This window comes from Rummeliibacillus sp. GQ308 (assembly GCF_059759115.1).
Genome location: NZ_JCAXDQ010000009.1, coordinates 1 through 15,242, shown reverse-complemented (window position 1 = coordinate 15,242; position 15,242 = coordinate 1). Strand labels below are relative to the sequence as shown.

At 37.6% G+C, this 15,242-nt stretch carries 14 protein-coding genes, 1 tRNA gene, 1 other RNA gene and 1 other annotated feature; of the genes, 13 read left to right on the top strand and 3 right to left on the bottom strand.

All coding sequences use genetic code 11. From position 1 onward, the window contains the following. Positions 1-498 precede the first annotated feature (498 nt). The 3 genes from AC6CHJ_RS16490 to AC6CHJ_RS16480 all read left to right on the top strand — a co-directional run bounded on the left by AC6CHJ_RS16490 (position 499) and on the right by AC6CHJ_RS16480 (position 3,973). A complete protein-coding gene (locus AC6CHJ_RS16490; RefSeq protein ID WP_147198297.1) occupies positions 499-975 on the top strand; it encodes a glutathione peroxidase in 477 nt (158 codons plus the stop codon). A gap of 103 nt (positions 976-1,078) precedes the next feature. Then, complete coding sequence (guaB, locus tag AC6CHJ_RS16485; RefSeq protein ID WP_066791218.1) at positions 1,079-2,545, top strand: IMP dehydrogenase; 1,467 nt, start codon at positions 1,079-1,081, stop codon at positions 2,543-2,545. Between the two features lie 165 nt (positions 2,546-2,710). Continuing rightward, entirely contained in the window at positions 2,711-3,973 is a 1,263-nt protein-coding gene (locus AC6CHJ_RS16480; protein ID WP_249775958.1) for a serine hydrolase, read from the top strand. Between the two features lie 22 nt (positions 3,974-3,995). Here AC6CHJ_RS16480 and pdxR read toward each other — a convergent pair whose 3' ends face one another. After that, positions 3,996-5,417 (bottom strand): MocR-like pyridoxine biosynthesis transcription factor PdxR, encoded by a 1,422-nt coding sequence (pdxR, locus tag AC6CHJ_RS16475; protein WP_498289371.1) that lies wholly within the window; start codon positions 5,415-5,417, stop codon positions 3,996-3,998. Between the two features lie 285 nt (positions 5,418-5,702). Further along, positions 5,703-5,915, top strand: a binding site (T-box leader). A gap of 76 nt (positions 5,916-5,991) precedes the next feature. On the opposite strand from pdxR, the gene serS reads away from it, so the two are divergent. Beyond that, entirely contained in the window at positions 5,992-7,272 is a 1,281-nt protein-coding gene (gene serS, locus AC6CHJ_RS16470; protein ID WP_249775129.1) for a serine--tRNA ligase, read from the top strand. Between the two features lie 44 nt (positions 7,273-7,316). Here the strand turns inward: serS and tadA are convergent, their stop codons facing one another. After that, positions 7,317-7,802: a tRNA adenosine(34) deaminase TadA gene (gene tadA, locus AC6CHJ_RS16465; protein ID WP_498289369.1), complete on the bottom strand. Its 486-nt coding sequence runs from the start codon at positions 7,800-7,802 to the stop codon at positions 7,317-7,319. Positions 7,803-7,889: 87 nt separating this feature from the next. On the opposite strand from tadA, the gene AC6CHJ_RS16460 reads away from it, so the two are divergent. The 3 genes from AC6CHJ_RS16460 (at position 7,890) to AC6CHJ_RS16450 (ending at position 10,512) form a co-directional block, all read left to right on the top strand. Next, positions 7,890-9,035, top strand: a complete 1,146-nt coding sequence (locus tag AC6CHJ_RS16460; RefSeq protein WP_498289367.1) for a glycosyl hydrolase family 18 protein — start codon at positions 7,890-7,892, stop codon at positions 9,033-9,035. Between the two features lie 173 nt (positions 9,036-9,208). Then, positions 9,209-9,847, top strand: coding sequence for a deoxynucleoside kinase (locus AC6CHJ_RS16455; RefSeq protein ID WP_498289365.1), 639 nt, complete (start codon positions 9,209-9,211; stop codon positions 9,845-9,847). After that, positions 9,844-10,512, top strand: coding sequence for a deoxynucleoside kinase (locus AC6CHJ_RS16450; RefSeq protein WP_147198313.1), 669 nt, complete (start codon positions 9,844-9,846; stop codon positions 10,510-10,512). The genes AC6CHJ_RS16455 and AC6CHJ_RS16450 overlap by 4 nt, the downstream gene beginning before the upstream one ends. A gap of 187 nt (positions 10,513-10,699) precedes the next feature. On the opposite strand, the gene AC6CHJ_RS16445 is transcribed toward AC6CHJ_RS16450, so the two are convergent. Beyond that, positions 10,700-10,792 (bottom strand) — tRNA-Ser (locus tag AC6CHJ_RS16445). 340 nt (positions 10,793-11,132) lie between these two features. Between AC6CHJ_RS16445 and ffs the strand changes: the two genes are divergently transcribed. The 6 genes from ffs to AC6CHJ_RS16415 all read left to right on the top strand — a co-directional run bounded on the left by ffs (position 11,133) and on the right by AC6CHJ_RS16415 (position 14,955). Continuing rightward, positions 11,133-11,398, top strand: an RNA gene (gene ffs, locus AC6CHJ_RS16440) — signal recognition particle sRNA large type. Positions 11,399-11,542: 144 nt separating this feature from the next. Continuing rightward, positions 11,543-13,330, top strand: coding sequence for a DNA polymerase III subunit gamma/tau (dnaX, locus tag AC6CHJ_RS16435; protein WP_147198329.1), 1,788 nt, complete (start codon positions 11,543-11,545; stop codon positions 13,328-13,330). A gap of 26 nt (positions 13,331-13,356) precedes the next feature. Then, on the top strand, positions 13,357-13,674 hold the full coding sequence (locus AC6CHJ_RS16430) for a YbaB/EbfC family nucleoid-associated protein (RefSeq protein ID WP_147198331.1): 318 nt from the start codon (positions 13,357-13,359) through the stop codon (positions 13,672-13,674). Between the two features lie 11 nt (positions 13,675-13,685). After that, positions 13,686-14,282 (top strand): recombination mediator RecR, encoded by a 597-nt coding sequence (recR, locus tag AC6CHJ_RS16425; protein ID WP_066791248.1) that lies wholly within the window; start codon positions 13,686-13,688, stop codon positions 14,280-14,282. Between the two features lie 17 nt (positions 14,283-14,299). Further along, positions 14,300-14,512: a YaaL family protein gene (locus AC6CHJ_RS16420; RefSeq protein WP_066791250.1), complete on the top strand. Its 213-nt coding sequence runs from the start codon at positions 14,300-14,302 to the stop codon at positions 14,510-14,512. 164 nt (positions 14,513-14,676) lie between these two features. Further along, positions 14,677-14,955 carry a pro-sigmaK processing inhibitor BofA family protein gene (locus tag AC6CHJ_RS16415; protein ID WP_147198336.1) on the top strand — a complete coding sequence of 93 codons (279 nt, stop codon included), beginning with the start codon at positions 14,677-14,679 and terminating at the stop codon, positions 14,953-14,955. Positions 14,956-15,242 lie beyond the last annotated feature (287 nt).

Below are 15,242 nucleotides of genomic sequence, written 5' to 3'. Positions count from 1 at the left end.
AAGAAAGTGCAGCTGATTTATCAGTTGCACTTTTTTGTTTATAAAAAAATTATAACTCACCCATATACAATACAAATAAAGTACCTCATATTTATATTCCTCAACTATATATCTCTGTAAGTGTTGACCGTGCATTATTCATATCCATTTACACGCTTAAAGGTAATATTAAAGCCTGTTAAGGCTTGTTCAACTCCACTTTTAATAGTTATCTGTTTCAATGATTTATAGAATTAGTTGCATCTATTGCAACTAAGCTGGAAATTAGCGCTATAAAATTATACTTCTCTTTATCTCTATGTTTACTTTTTCTTGATACAGGAATATATCTATTAAGCTATTTTTGTTGTATATAGAGAGAATAAAGAATACATTAGTGATAACATTAAAAATAAATATAAAATAAATAATTTGAGCTTGTATGAAGAGAGATAAAGGATAGGTTCTATGATGAGTAGAACGTTTTAATGGGACGGTAAAATAGAGAGGGGAAGCGAAATGACGAGTATTTATGATTTTGTAGTCAAAAAAGCAGATGGGGAAGATCAATCTTTAAGTGAATTTAAAGGCTCACCTATGTTGATTGTAAATACAGCAAGCAAATGTGGTTTTACCCCACAATTTAAAGAACTGCAGGAGTTATATGATAAATATAAGGATCAAGGTTTTACTGTTCTAGGTTTTCCCTGTAGTCAATTCAATCATCAAGAATTCAACAATATTGATAAAACAATTGCTTATTGCCAAATGAATTACAATGTACAATTTCCCATGTTTGCAAAAGTAGATGTTAAGGGTGAAAACGCTTCACCGCTGTTTCAATATCTGACTTCTGAAAAGAAAGGTCTCTTCACAGATAATATAAAGTGGAACTTTACTAAGTTTTTAATTGACTCTGAAGGAGAAGTCATTGCAAGATATGCACCTCAAACTTCCCCTACAAAAATAGAGGATGACTTAAAAAACTTATTATAATGAAAAATCATAATAGTCTTTCTTATGGCTGACTCCTTGACAACTAATTGCCTACGTTGTTAATCTTACAATTAATATCTTTTTTGTAGGAGGAGTTTAAGAAATGTGGGAAACTAAATTTGCCAAAGAAGGTTTAACATTTGATGATGTATTGCTTGTACCAGCACATTCCGAAGTATTGCCAAAGGAAGTTGATTTATCAGTAAATCTAACATCCAAGATTAAATTAAATATCCCGATTATCAGTGCAGGGATGGATACGGTAACAGAATCACCTATGGCAATTGCGATGGCTCGTCAAGGCGGCCTTGGAATTATCCATAAAAATATGAGTATTGAAGAACAAGCAGAACAAGTAGAAAAAGTTAAACGATCTGAAAATGGTGTTATCACCAATCCATTTTTCTTAACGCCTTCTCACCAAGTATTTGATGCGGAACACTTAATGGGTAAATACCGTATTTCTGGTGTACCAATTGTGAATACGATGGAAGACCGAAAATTAGTCGGAATTATTACAAACCGTGATTTGCGCTTTGTACAAGATTACTCAATAAAAATTGATGAAGTCATGACTAAAGAAAATCTTATTACAACTCCTGTCGGCACTACTTTAGAAGAAGCTGAAAAGATGCTACAAAAATACAAAATCGAAAAGCTTCCAATTGTCGATGAAGAAGGTTTATTAACTGGATTAATTACAATCAAGGATATTGAAAAGGTAACGGAATATCCGAATGCTGCAAAAGATGAACATGGCCGTTTACTTGTAGGAGCTGCGGTTGGTGTAACATCAGATGTGATGATGCGGATTAAGAAGCTTGTGGAGGCACAAGTAGACGTCATTGTAATTGATACAGCTCACGGCCATTCTGAAGGCGTATTAAGACAAGTAAAAGCCATTCGTGAAGCTTACCCTGATTTAGTTATCGTTGCAGGTAACGTTGCTACACAGGAAGGGACGAAAGCCTTGTACGAAGCAGGCGCAGATGTTGTCAAAGTAGGAATCGGACCTGGTTCAATTTGTACAACTCGTGTTGTAGCTGGTGTAGGTGTACCTCAAATTACGGCTGTCTACGATTGCGCAACAGAAGCAAGACGCCAAGGGAAAACGATAATAGCAGATGGCGGTATCAAATATTCTGGAGATATTATTAAAGCGTTAGCTGCTGGCGGACATACAGTTATGTTAGGAAGCTTGCTAGCAGGAACTACAGAATCTCCAGGCGAAACAGAAATTTTCCAAGGCCGTCGCTTTAAAGTATATCGTGGTATGGGTTCAGTTGCTGCAATGGAGAACGGTTCAAAAGATCGTTACTTCCAAGAAAATGCAAAAAAATTAGTGCCAGAAGGCATTGAAGGCCGTTTGCCATATAAAGGGCCTCTTGCTGATACGATTCACCAATTGCTTGGCGGTGTCCGTTCAGGTATGGGTTATTGCGGTACAAAAGATTTACAAGATTTAAGAGAAAATGCTCAATTTGTCCGCATGACAGGGGCTGGCTTGAAAGAAAGCCATCCACATGATGTTCAAATTACAAAAGAAGCACCAAACTATTCACTACTATAAGTATCAGCCTTTTCACCCATTTTGCATGTTCAATTGATGCAGAATGGGTGTTTTTGATAACTGTCTATTGTATTCCACTATTCTATGTTAAAATTAGCGAGATAAGTATATATTAACGGAGGTAGAATGGTGAAAAAAGGTAGGATCAGTAAAATTTTGAGTATTATGCTAGCAGTAGTCATGGTACTTAGCAGTTTTACCCTAGTAGGAACGAAGGCTAGTGCAGCGGACAACCTAGGGTTGAATGTAAAAGCGGCGATTTTAGTTGATGCGGATTCAGGGAAAATATTGTATGAAAAAAATGCTAAGCAAGCTCTTGGGATTGCCAGCATGACAAAAATGATGACAGAATACATCTTACTTGATGCGATTAATGATGGAAAAGTAAAATGGGATCAAAAGTATAAAGTGTCTGATTATGCTTATAAAATCTCACAAGACCGTGCTTTGAGTAATGTTCCATTACGAGCAGATGGAGAATATACAATCAAAGAATTATATGAAGCAATGGCTATCTATTCTGCAAATGCAGCTACCATTGCGATTGCTGAAACAATTGCAGGTTCTGAAACTGAATTTTTATCTTTAATGAAGAAAAAGGCAAAAGAATTGGGACTGAAGAATTACCACTTTGTTAACTCTACAGGTTTAAATAATGAACAATTACAAGGTATGCAGCCAACAGGCACTTCTGAGAGTGATGAAAACAAAATGCCTGCAACATCTGTTGCCCGCCTAGCCTATCATCTATTAAAAGACCATCCAGAAGTTCTAGAAACATCAAGCATTCCTCGCAAGACTTTCCGTGCAGGAACAGACGATGCAATTAAAATGGATAACTGGAACTTTATGTTACCTGGTTTAGTTTATCATTATGAAGGTGTGGATGGACTAAAAACCGGTACTACTGATTATGCTGGCCAATGTTTCACAGGTACAGCCAAACGCAATGGCACTCGCTTGATTGCTGTGGTCATGCATGCAGAAGGTAACAATGGAGATCGTCATAAAGCACGTTTTGATGCAGCTAAAACATTATTTGATTATGGTTTTGGACAATTCACAACGGAAGAAATCTTACCTGCAGGCCATGTATTTAAAAATCAAAAATCAGTGGCTATAAAAGAGGGTAAAGAGAAGAGTGTAAAAGTTGCTACAAAAGATGCCATTTCAATGATGGTTAAAACAAGTGAAGCAGATGATTATACTGCTAAGCTAGTAGTAGATAAAAAATCCTTAAATGCCCCTGTTAAAAAGGGAACTGTTGTTGGGCATGTTAAAATCAATAAAAAGTCAGGCAAAGATTATGGCTTTATTGATGGCACTTCAGCAAATGCCAAAGTAGTAACAACAGAGACTGTGGAAAAAGCCGGCTTTATATCGTTAACATTTAAAAAGATCGGAAGTTTTTTCAAAGGACTATTTTAATTATAAGGGATTGACTATTCAGTCAATCCCTTTTTACTTGTTTTTGAATTTCCCAGCAATCCATTAGCTGTTCGATTGCATAAGGTATTTGGTCTTCATCTAAACCGCCAAAGCCTAAAAGAAATTGGTTATCCCGCTCTTCTATAGTTGGTGTGATCATATAATTAGTAATGGGTATAATTCTTATGCCTTTTTGCAAAGCCCTTTCGCTAAGGGTCTGAGCGTTTAATTTATGGTTAACAGTTAACACTACATGCATTCCCGCCTGTTCACCAGAGATGGAGACACTGGGTCCATAGGGTGTCAGGGAAAGAGTTAGCTTCTCTAGCTTTTTCCGGTAAATTTTCCGCATGCGATTCAAATGTTTTGAGAAATGCCCTTCCTTCATAAATTGAGCCAATATATATTGCTCGAAGCGTGGAACAGTCGATGTATAATAGCTGAACATCTTGTAATATATAGGCAATAGTTCTCTAGGTAGTACAAAATAGGCTATCCGCAAAGATGGCATTAATGATTTTGAAAAGGTGCTAAGATAAATCACCTTATTCAGTCGATCCAGCCCTTGTAGTGAAGCAATAGGTTTGCCAATATACCGGAATTCACTATCATAATCATCTTCAATAATAAAACGCTTTTTATCTTGGGCTGCCCAATTCAATAATTGGAAACGTCGTGAAGCAGATAGCACAGCACCAGTAGGGAATTGATGAGAAGGAGTAATATAGGCAACATTGGCGTCTGTTTGTTCAAGTTGTTGTATTTTCATCCCATCCTGATCTACATTAATAGGGATTATTTGCTGATAAGACTGGTCAAAAATATAGTGGGTTAATGTATAGCCTGGATTTTCAATCGCATAACGATTTTTCTCCCCTAAAAGCTTCATTATCATAGGCAAGAGCTGCTCAGTCCCAGAACCAATGACTATTTGTTCTGGTGAGCATAGAACGCCTCTAGACTGGTATAAATAGCTTGCAATTTGTTCCCGCAATTCTAATTCCCCTTGAGGCGAGCCTAGCAACAGGAGCTCTTTTTGATGCAGATCAATTGCGTCCTTTGCATACTTTCTCCATGCAGCAAAAGGAAAAGCTTCAGTGTCGATAGAGCCTGGATTAAAATCAATATAAACTTCCGGATTGGCGGAAGTCTTTAGAGTAGGATGTGCGACAGCTTTCTCTACATAGGCCAATTCTTCTATTGCTTCTACAAAGAAACCGACGCGAGGCTTGGAAATGATATAGCCTTCCGCTAATAACTGCGCATAAGCCAGTTCAACTGTTGTTTGGCTAATAGATAAAAATTCAGAGAGCTTTCTTTTGGATGGTAGCTTTGTACGTACAGAAATTGAGCCATCGATAATTCCTTTTTTTATTTTTTCGTAAAGCTGTTCATAAAGAGGAATTGATGTATCTTTTTCTAATTGAATCATCAACATGTCCATACTTTATCACTCCTAACTGACCGTATAGAAATTGGGTTTCTGTGAACTTTCGCGGGGTCAATTTTCTTACTTACATCATACTTGTTTTGTTTGTGGGTTGAAAGGATGATGTAACAGGATTAAAGATATATAGGACAGTGGGAGAATACCATATCAAGCATGCTATATTAATGGAGAAGGCTTTTACTGTATTGAAAATACATATGTTGTTAATTTTTTTAAAGTAATCAAGCTTGCAATGCTTGCATAACCTTTAGATGTATTGTAAAGTATGGTTAATTATAATTTAACACGATGATAGGAAGCAGTAGCAGGCACGTTTTTTTAAAGAGAGTCGATGGTAGGTGCGAATCGATAAAAACACTTGTGAATCCGTCCTTGAGTTGCTCAGCTGAACGTTAGTAGGCTGCAGCCGGTTAATAGCCGTTACAAAATGAGTGGATTAGGCATTGGTCTAGTCAATTAGGGTGGCAACGCGGGTATGCTCTCGTCCCTTCATGGGGATGAGGGCTTTTTTGCGTCCATTAATTCACTGCTTCCGGTCATCGATTAATACAATTAGGAGGAATTACACATGCTAGATATTAAACGCGTTCGCGAAAATTATGCGGAAATTAAAGAAAAGCTTTCACACCGTAATGAAGATCTTGGCACAATTGATCACTTTGAGGAATGGGATCAACAACGTCGTGATTTAATTGCTAAAACGGAAGTGTTAAAGGCTGACCGTAATAAAGCTTCTGAAGCCATCGCTTTAAAAAAACGTAATAAAGAAAATGCAGATGAAGAAATTGCTCGTATGAGAGAAGTGGGCGATGAAATCAAAAAGTTAGATGCAGAGCTCAATGAAGTTGAAGAAAAGTTTAACGATATGATGATGCGTCTTCCTAATATTCCACATGAAAGTGTTCCTGTTGGCGATACTGAAGACGACAATGAAGAGATTTTAAAATGGGGCGAAATTCCAACATTTGATTTTGAAGCAAAGCCACACTGGGATCTAGGTACAGACCTTGGCATTATCGATTTTGAACGTGCTGGTAAGGTTACTGGTAGTCGATTCGTCTTTTATCGTGGTCTTGGCGCACGCCTTGAACGCGCACTTTGGAACTTTATGATGGATCTTCATGCAGACAAACATGATTATGAGGAACTACTTCCTCCTTATATGGCTAATCGTGCAAGCTTGACAGGTACAGGTCAACTTCCAAAATTTGAAGAAGATGCTTTCCTTATAGAGAAAGAAGATTACTTCTTAATTCCTACAGCTGAGGTGCCAGTAACTAATTTTTATCGGGATGAAATTATTGATGGATCTAAGTTACCTCAAGCCTTTACAGCATTTAGTGCATGTTTCCGTTCAGAAGCAGGTTCTGCTGGACGTGATACAAGAGGTCTGATTCGCCAACATCAATTCAACAAGGTTGAATTAGTACGCTTCACAAAGCCAGAAGAATCTTATAATGAATTGGAAAAACTAACTGGTCATGCGGAGGAAGTACTTCAATTACTAGAACTGCCGTACCGCAAATTAAAAATGTGTACAGCTGACTTAGGATTCACTGCTGCTAAAAAGTATGATTTAGAAGTATGGATTCCTACGCAAAACATGTATCGTGAAATTTCTTCTTGTTCAAACTTTGAAGATTTCCAAGCTCGCCGCGCGAACATTCGCTTCCGCCGCGAACCAGGTGCAAAACCTGAATATGTGCATACATTAAATGGTTCTGGCTTAGCAATCGGTCGTACTGTAGCTGCTATTTTGGAAAATTACCAACAAGCAGATGGCAGTGTAAAAATACCAGAAGTTTTAGTACCGTATATGGGTGGTTTGACAGAAATCGCTCCTAAGTAAAATTGATATAAAAAAGCGATCTGCCATAGCGGATCGCTTTTTTTCTATTTCTTATCAGCTAAACGTTTTGCTTTTTTCTTTGCACGCAACTCTTTAAAAAAGCTGGATAATAATTGACCGCATTCTGTACCCATAACGCCTTCCGTTACTTCGCATTCATGATTAAAGCGGCGGTCATTTAAAAGGTGGTAAAGAGAATCTACGCAGCCAGCTTTAGGATCCCGTGCACCATAGACAACACGAGGAATTCGTGATTGTAAAATTGCACCTGCACACATAGGGCAAGGTTCTAGTGTGACGTATAATGTTGTCTCCTCTAATCGAAAACTTCCAAGGGATTTGCATGCATCTTGAATGGCCATGAGTTCGGCATGAGTAACAGCATTTTGTGTTGTTTCGCGCAGATTATGTGCTTTTGCAATAATAGTGCCATGCTGTACGATGACTGCACCAATAGGCACTTCTCCCAGGGTCTCTGCCTTCTTTGCTTCTTCTATTGCCTTCTCCATAAAATAGTGATCAGTATTCATGAAACACGCTCCTTGTCAAATAGTTTAGCATGTTTAGCTGAGAGGATGCATATATTATTCCACATGAAGAAATAGAGGAGGCTTTCTTTGATCTATGTTGTAAAGCAAGGTGACAGCTTATATAAAATTGCAAGAGAACATAATACAACCGCTGCTGCCATAGCTGCATTAAATGAATTACCAAACCCAGATGTTTTAGTCGTTGGACAAACTCTTGTATTGCCGGAAAAATTGAATGTAAATCGTAAGTCCATTGAAACGAATGGCTATGCAGAATGGTATACACAGCAAGTGCCTGCTCGATTATCACAAGAGGTAAGAAAGAGAGGTCCGTTACTTACTTATATGATGCCATTCGCTTATGAAGTAAAAAGAGACGGGACTTTAACAGGCCTTGATTGGGGAAATTTAGGGGAAATCGCTACAGCTAATCGGACAGCCAGTGCAGTAGTTTTAACGAATATTGAGAATGGGGCATTCAGTGATACATTAGCTCATGACATTTTAACGAGTGAAGCATTACAAGATGTGATGATGGATGCTGCACTGAGTGAGGCAAAACTTCACAATGCAAGAGATATACATGTAGACTTTGAATATTTGCCGCCTGAAGATAAAGATTTATATGTAGCTATGCTAAAAAGGCTTGTAGCTAGAGCTCATCCGGCAGGTTTAACTGTTTCTGCTGCATTAGCACCCAAAACAAGTGCAAGCCAAAGCAGTAAGTGGTATGGTGGGCACGATTATAAGGGAATTGGAGAAACTGTGGACTTTGTTGTGATCATGACATATGAGTGGGGATATAGCGGTGGCCCACCAATGGCAGTATCGCCGATCCATCCAGTAAGACAAGTATTAGAATATGCAATTAGCGAAATGCCGGCCTCAAAAATTATGATGGGGCAAAATTTATATGGATATGACTGGAAATTACCATATAAGGTAGGTAACCCAAATGCTGTTGCAGTAAGCTCACAGTATGCCATAGAAGTAGCAAAACAAAATAATGCAGCCATATCATATGATACAGTGGCACAAGCTCCATATTTTCACTACTGGAAAAATGGAGTCGAACATGTTGTATGGTTTGAAGATGCAAGGTCAATCGAAGCAAAATTTGAACTTTTAGAGGAATTGGGATTAAGGGGAATTGCTTATTGGCATCTAGGCTTTTCGTTTCCTCAAAATTGGGCACTATTACAACAAAAGTTTCACGTGAAACATCTTTTCTAATCTCTTTCATTCTGATGAACATTAAAGGGAAAACAGCCTTGGTGAATGCCAAGGTTTTTTTATTTTCTAAAAATACATAGTTTAAAACAAAAGAAGACTTGGACTGTCCATGCTATATCTCTTGTGTTAAAATTATAGTCATTGACTAAAGAGATAAGCGAGGAGGTCTTCTGATGCCAGTACCGTTTATTACGGTTGAGGGGCCTATTGGTGTAGGGAAAACTTCACTATCCAAAAATATTTCTGATGCTTTTAATATTCATTTATTGAAAGAGATAGTGGACGAAAATCCCTTTTTAAATAAATTTTATGAGGATATTGACGAGTGGAGCTTTCAAACGGAAATGTTCTTCTTATGCAATCGCTATAAACAATTAAATGATATCAAAAAGTATATGGCAGAAAGTAATAGCCCTGTAGTAGCTGATTATCATATTTTTAAAAACCTTATATTTGCTCAAAGAACTTTACCACCTGGTGAGTTTAACAAGTATAAAGAGATATATAAAATTTTAACGAAAGATTTGACTCAACCTAACATTGTGGTTTATTTATATGCGAGCGTCGACACATTGATGAAACGGATCGCGATGAGAGGACGAGATTTTGAAAAAATGATTTCAAGAGAATACATGGAGCAGCTGGTAGAAGATTATCATACCTTTATCAACACTTTTGAAGAAGAGCATCCTGATATTCCTGTCATACGTTTCAATGGAGACCAACTAGATTTTGTGAAATACGACAATGATTTAAAGAAAATTCTTTATACCATTGAAGAAAAGCTAACAAAAAGGAGCTTGAAAGGATGAATTTAAGAGAAAAATACGGCATCCCATCGAATGCTGTGATTACTATTGCAGGAACTGTAGGAGTTGGGAAGTCTACTATGACAAAGGCGCTGGCCAATGCTCTAAATTTCCGCACTTCTTTTGAGAAAGTTGATACAAACCCTTATCTTGATAAATTTTACGATGACTTTAATAAATGGAGTTTCCATTTGCAAATATACTTCCTTGCTGAACGCTTTAAAGAGCAAAAGCGTATTTTTGAATACGGCGGTGGATTTATACAAGATCGTTCTATCTATGAGGATACAGGGATATTTGCTAAAATGCACTATGATCAGGGGACGATGGATCCCGTTGATTTTGAGACATACACCAATTTATTTGATGCAATGGTGATGACGCCATATTTTCCACATCCTGATTTGCTAATTTACCTTGAGGGACCAATTGATGATATTATCGAAAGAATAGAATCGCGTGGACGCCCAATGGAACAACAAACAGATAAAGAATATTGGTATGAAATGCATCGTCGCTATGAAAATTGGATTGATAATTTCAATGCTTGTCCTGTATTGCGTCTAGATATTAATGATTATGATTTGATGAAAAATCCGCAAACAATTGAAACAATTTTAGAGAGAATCGGCCACTTTATGGAGCAAACCTCTCATTTACGCCGATAATAAAAAAACAGCCAGGGATAGAAGTGAACTTCTCCCTGGCTGTTTTATCTATAGCAGTACTTGTTGCCTTTATTTGAATATAAAAATGAAAGCCATCTAGCCTAAGCTAGATGGCAAAGAAAAAATCGTTACAATCAAAAGCAACGATACAATCTCATTATTATGCGCGTTTAATTTAAAAATAAAATGGAGGAGGAAGAGGGATTCGAACCCCCGCGCGGTTTGACCCGCCTGTCGGTTTTCAAGACCGATCCCTTCAGCCAGACTTGGGTATTCCTCCAAATGTAATATATCTTGCTGACAATGAATACTTTAACACGGTATTATGCAAATGTCAACAATTTATTGTGCTTTTTCAAAAGGAAAACTAGTTTTTGTAAAGGGAGTGCTAATACTTGTATAGGTGGGAAGGCACGTTATCAAAATTCTTTCTTAAGTAACTTACTCATTATTATAGAGGTGAATACAGGAATAACCGACCTACACATGATTGAGTTTGCTAAAAAGTATAGGTAGTGCTTGAGCGTTCAACCTTTAAAAAAAGATGAAGAAAGACCATCACGAAGTGTACTTTACTTTATAGTTGATTTTCATCCATAACATTTGTATACTAGTAATTGCCGTGCTAGGTGGGAAGGTAGCGGTGTCCTGTAACTCGCAATCCGCTTTAGCGAGACTGAATTCCTTTTTGAGGTTGTCCGTATGTTTGGCCTGCCTCTTGCACGTAGCGTTGACGATTGGGTCCTGCGCAATGAATCCCCATGAACCATGTCAGGTCCGGAAGGAAGCAGCATTAAGTGGTCTTATTCATGTGCCGCGGGGTAGCCTAATCTGAGCTAACGACAAGAGTAACGCTTATATACGGCTGTCGAAGAAAGGTGCACGGTATTAAATATGTAAACTTCAAACTCACTTATCATCTTTTGATAAGTGAGTTTTTTCTTTATTCCCTAACACTTATAAAGGTTTCAACGAGGTTCTATGCTATAATAAATCTATTATGAATGATGGCAGAAAGGGGAGGAAATTGATGTCCTACCAAGCCTTTTATCGTGTCTATCGTCCGCAGTCTTTTAAGGAAATGTCAGGACAGTCACATATAAAGCGTACATTGCAAAATGCCCTCCTAGCTGGCAAAACAACGCATGCTTATCTTTTCTCAGGACCTCGTGGTACCGGGAAAACGAGTACAGCTAAAATATTCGCTAAGACAATCAATTGTGAGCATGCACCAACTGCCGAGCCCTGCAATGAATGCGCGACATGCAAAAGCATTACAAATGGTTCGCACCCAGATGTTATTGAGTTTGATGCCGCTTCTAATTCAAGCGTAGATGAAATAAGAGATATAATCGAAAAAGTTCGTTTTGCACCAGCCAGCGCTCGTTATAAAGTCTATATAATCGATGAAGTGCATATGCTTTCAACCAGTGCCTTTAATGCGTTATTAAAAACATTGGAAGAGCCACCGCCACATGTTGTATTTATATTAGCTACGACTGAACCCCATAAGATACCTGCTACTATAATTTCGAGGTGCCAACGATTTGACTTCAAGCGTCTATCTACGACAGATATATTAGAGCGTATGAAATTAGTATTAGAAGAAATAGACCTTCCTTATGATGAACAAGCATTAAAGGTAATTGCCAAATCGGCTGCCGGTGGAATGCGAGATGCACTTAGTATGCTAGATCAAGTTGTTAGTTTTAGTGCTGAAAAACTCACATTGGAAGACTCCCTTTTTGTTACGGGATCTATTAGCCAGGATATTTTTTATACACTTGCAGAAAATCTAGCTAAGGGTGACGTAGCAAACGTATTGGATGTGCTTGAGCAACTGATGGATGAAGGTAAAGATGCAGTCCGTCTTTCTGAAGACTTAATCACCTTCTTTAGAGACTTATTATTGATTCAGTCTGCTCCCGACCTTTCAGATTTGCTAGAATTAGCTACAACAGATGAGAAATTCCTCACCCTAGCAAATGAATTTACAATGGACACGCTATACAGTTATATTGATGTCCTGTCAAAAACTCAACAAGAAATGCGTCTTTCATTGCATGCAAAGGTATACCTTGAAACAGCATTATTAAAAATGTCGCAGATCAATCATAAAAGGCCAAAACAAGCCTATGTGACATCAAGTTCAGAGAATATGGATGTAGAGATGCCACAGCTTGTTGAAATGCAATCAAAAATTGCTGCCTTAGAATCTTTGGTTCAGCAACTGCAGGTTGGAGGAAACACCGTTCAGCCTCAACCACAAGGAAGTGGGCAGCCGAAGCGCCCACGTGCAAAAGCAAATACTGGTTTTAATGTTCCAGTAGGGAGAATTCAAGAAGTATTAAAAGTGGCGACAAAACAAGATATCCAATCGATTAAAAGTGCCTGGGCAGAATCCCTTAATCGATTGCCTAAATCACAATCGGCATTATTGGAAGACGCGGAACCTGTAGCAGCATCAGCCAGTGCTTTTGTGTTAAAATTCAAATATGATATTCACTGCCAAATGGCAGTCGAAAATCAAGAGCTAATTTCACATTTCAGCCAGCACTTAGCAGAGATGACTGGGAACTATTATCAAGTTATCTGTGTCCCAGAGGAGAATTGGCAAAGAATACGTGCTGATTTTATCCAGCACCATAATACGGATAAAGTGGCAGATAAAGAAACCGATAAAGAAACTTCAACTGGCGAACAAAAAGCTGAGGTTGTACAATCAATATTAGAAGATGAACAGCCGTTATCCGAAGACCCTTTAGTAGTGGAAGCGGAAAAGCTGTTCGGCAAAGATTTCATTACTATTGAAGAATAAAAAGCAATTATAGGAGGAATTTAATTATGCGTGGAATGGGTAATATGAATAACATGATGAAACAAATGCAAAAGATGCAAAAGAAAATGATGGAGGCACAAGAAGAGCTTGCTGTACAAACGTTTGAAGGAACTGCTAGTAACGGATTGGTCAAAGTCGTTATGAATGGTCAAAAGCAAGTACAAGAAGTGGTAATTGATCCAGAAATCGTAGATCCAGAAGATGTAGAACTATTGCAAGATATGATTGTGATTGCAACAAATGCAGCGTTAGCAAAAATTGAAGAAACAACGAATGAAACGATGGGCCAATTTACTAAGGGAATTAACCTTCCTGGATTCTAGGGGGAATGACATTGCATTATCCTGAACCTATATCCAAATTAATAGATAGCTTTATGAAATTGCCAGGCATCGGGCCAAAGACTGCCTCCCGCCTGGCGTTTTTTGTATTAACGATGCAAGAGGATACTGTCTTGAATTTTGCTAAAGCACTTGTAGATGCAAAGCGTAACCTAAGTTATTGTTCTGTCTGCGGGAATATTACAGATGTAGACCCTTGCCATATTTGCCAGGACGTACAAAGGGACCGTTCTACTATCTGTGTGGTCCAAGATCCGAAAGATGTAATTGCCATGGAAAAAATGAAAGATTACCATGGGTTATATCATGTATTGCATGGCGCAATATCACCAATGGATGGTATTGGTCCAGAAGATATAAACGTTCCTTCACTCTTAAAGCGCCTGCAAAGCGAAGAGGTAGAAGAATTAATCTTGGCGACAAACCCTACGATTGAAGGGGAAGCGACAGCTATGTATATCTCACGTCTAATTAAGCCTTCAGGAATTCGTACGACCCGCATTGCACATGGCCTTCCAGTTGGAGGAGACCTTGAATATGCGGATGAAGTAACTTTATCCAAAGCATTAGAGGGCAGACGGGAATTATGATTTGAGGTGCGAATAAAATGCTTTTTAAAAAATTTAAGCTTCGAAAAGAATACGATGAAAAACTAGTTAGCTTAATCCGCCAAACAAAAGAAGAATGGCAGCATGCCCAAAGCATGGAAAACTTAATGGCTGATTATAGCTTGGATATTATAGCTCAAAGGAAAATAGCTGAAAGCAAGCATTTTTATCTATTTAAAGAAGCTCGTATCCGTAAAGTTTTAATTAAGTAAGCAAATTCTATCCTTTAACTCTTAACACACTAGTAATTGAATAGATTATTTGCTTCATTACAGAAGAAAATGAATAGTAAACCTGCAAAATATATAAAAAGATGAATGAATAACAGTGTTCCTATCATATATACCTACTAACATTTAAATGAGGTGTGGTGTATATGGCTAAACTAATTATTAGTTTAATAGGAGTGCTGTTTGTTTTTTATTTGCTAGTTAAGAAACCAAAGGGAATACGAAAAGTTCTCGAGTTACTATCGAATGTAGTATTTCGCATAACATTATCGTTCTGCCTCTTGTATATACTTTCCTACGGAGCGGGATATATCGGGATTTGGGTTCCATTGAATTTTGCTTCTATACTTATTGTGGCTATATTAGGTATGCCTGGCGCAATCCTTGTGATTGCACTTACGTTATTAAATCATTTTCTCTTATGATGTTAGTTGTAAAGTATAGACACAGAGCAAGGTGCATAATAAGTTAGTCTAAGGTTAATAAAAGGGTTGACATTATTGAAAGTATATTGCTATAATATAAAAGTTGTTACAAGCAACTACAAAAAACTTAATTATAAGCATCAATAACTTTTGAAAATTTATTTTTGATAAGTTGTTGACGTATAAAAGTTTTTGCGATATACTTATGAAGTCGTCAAAAGGACGGCACAACATGAACCTTGAAAACTGAACAAGCAAGATGTTAATCATTTAAACTTACTAACAAT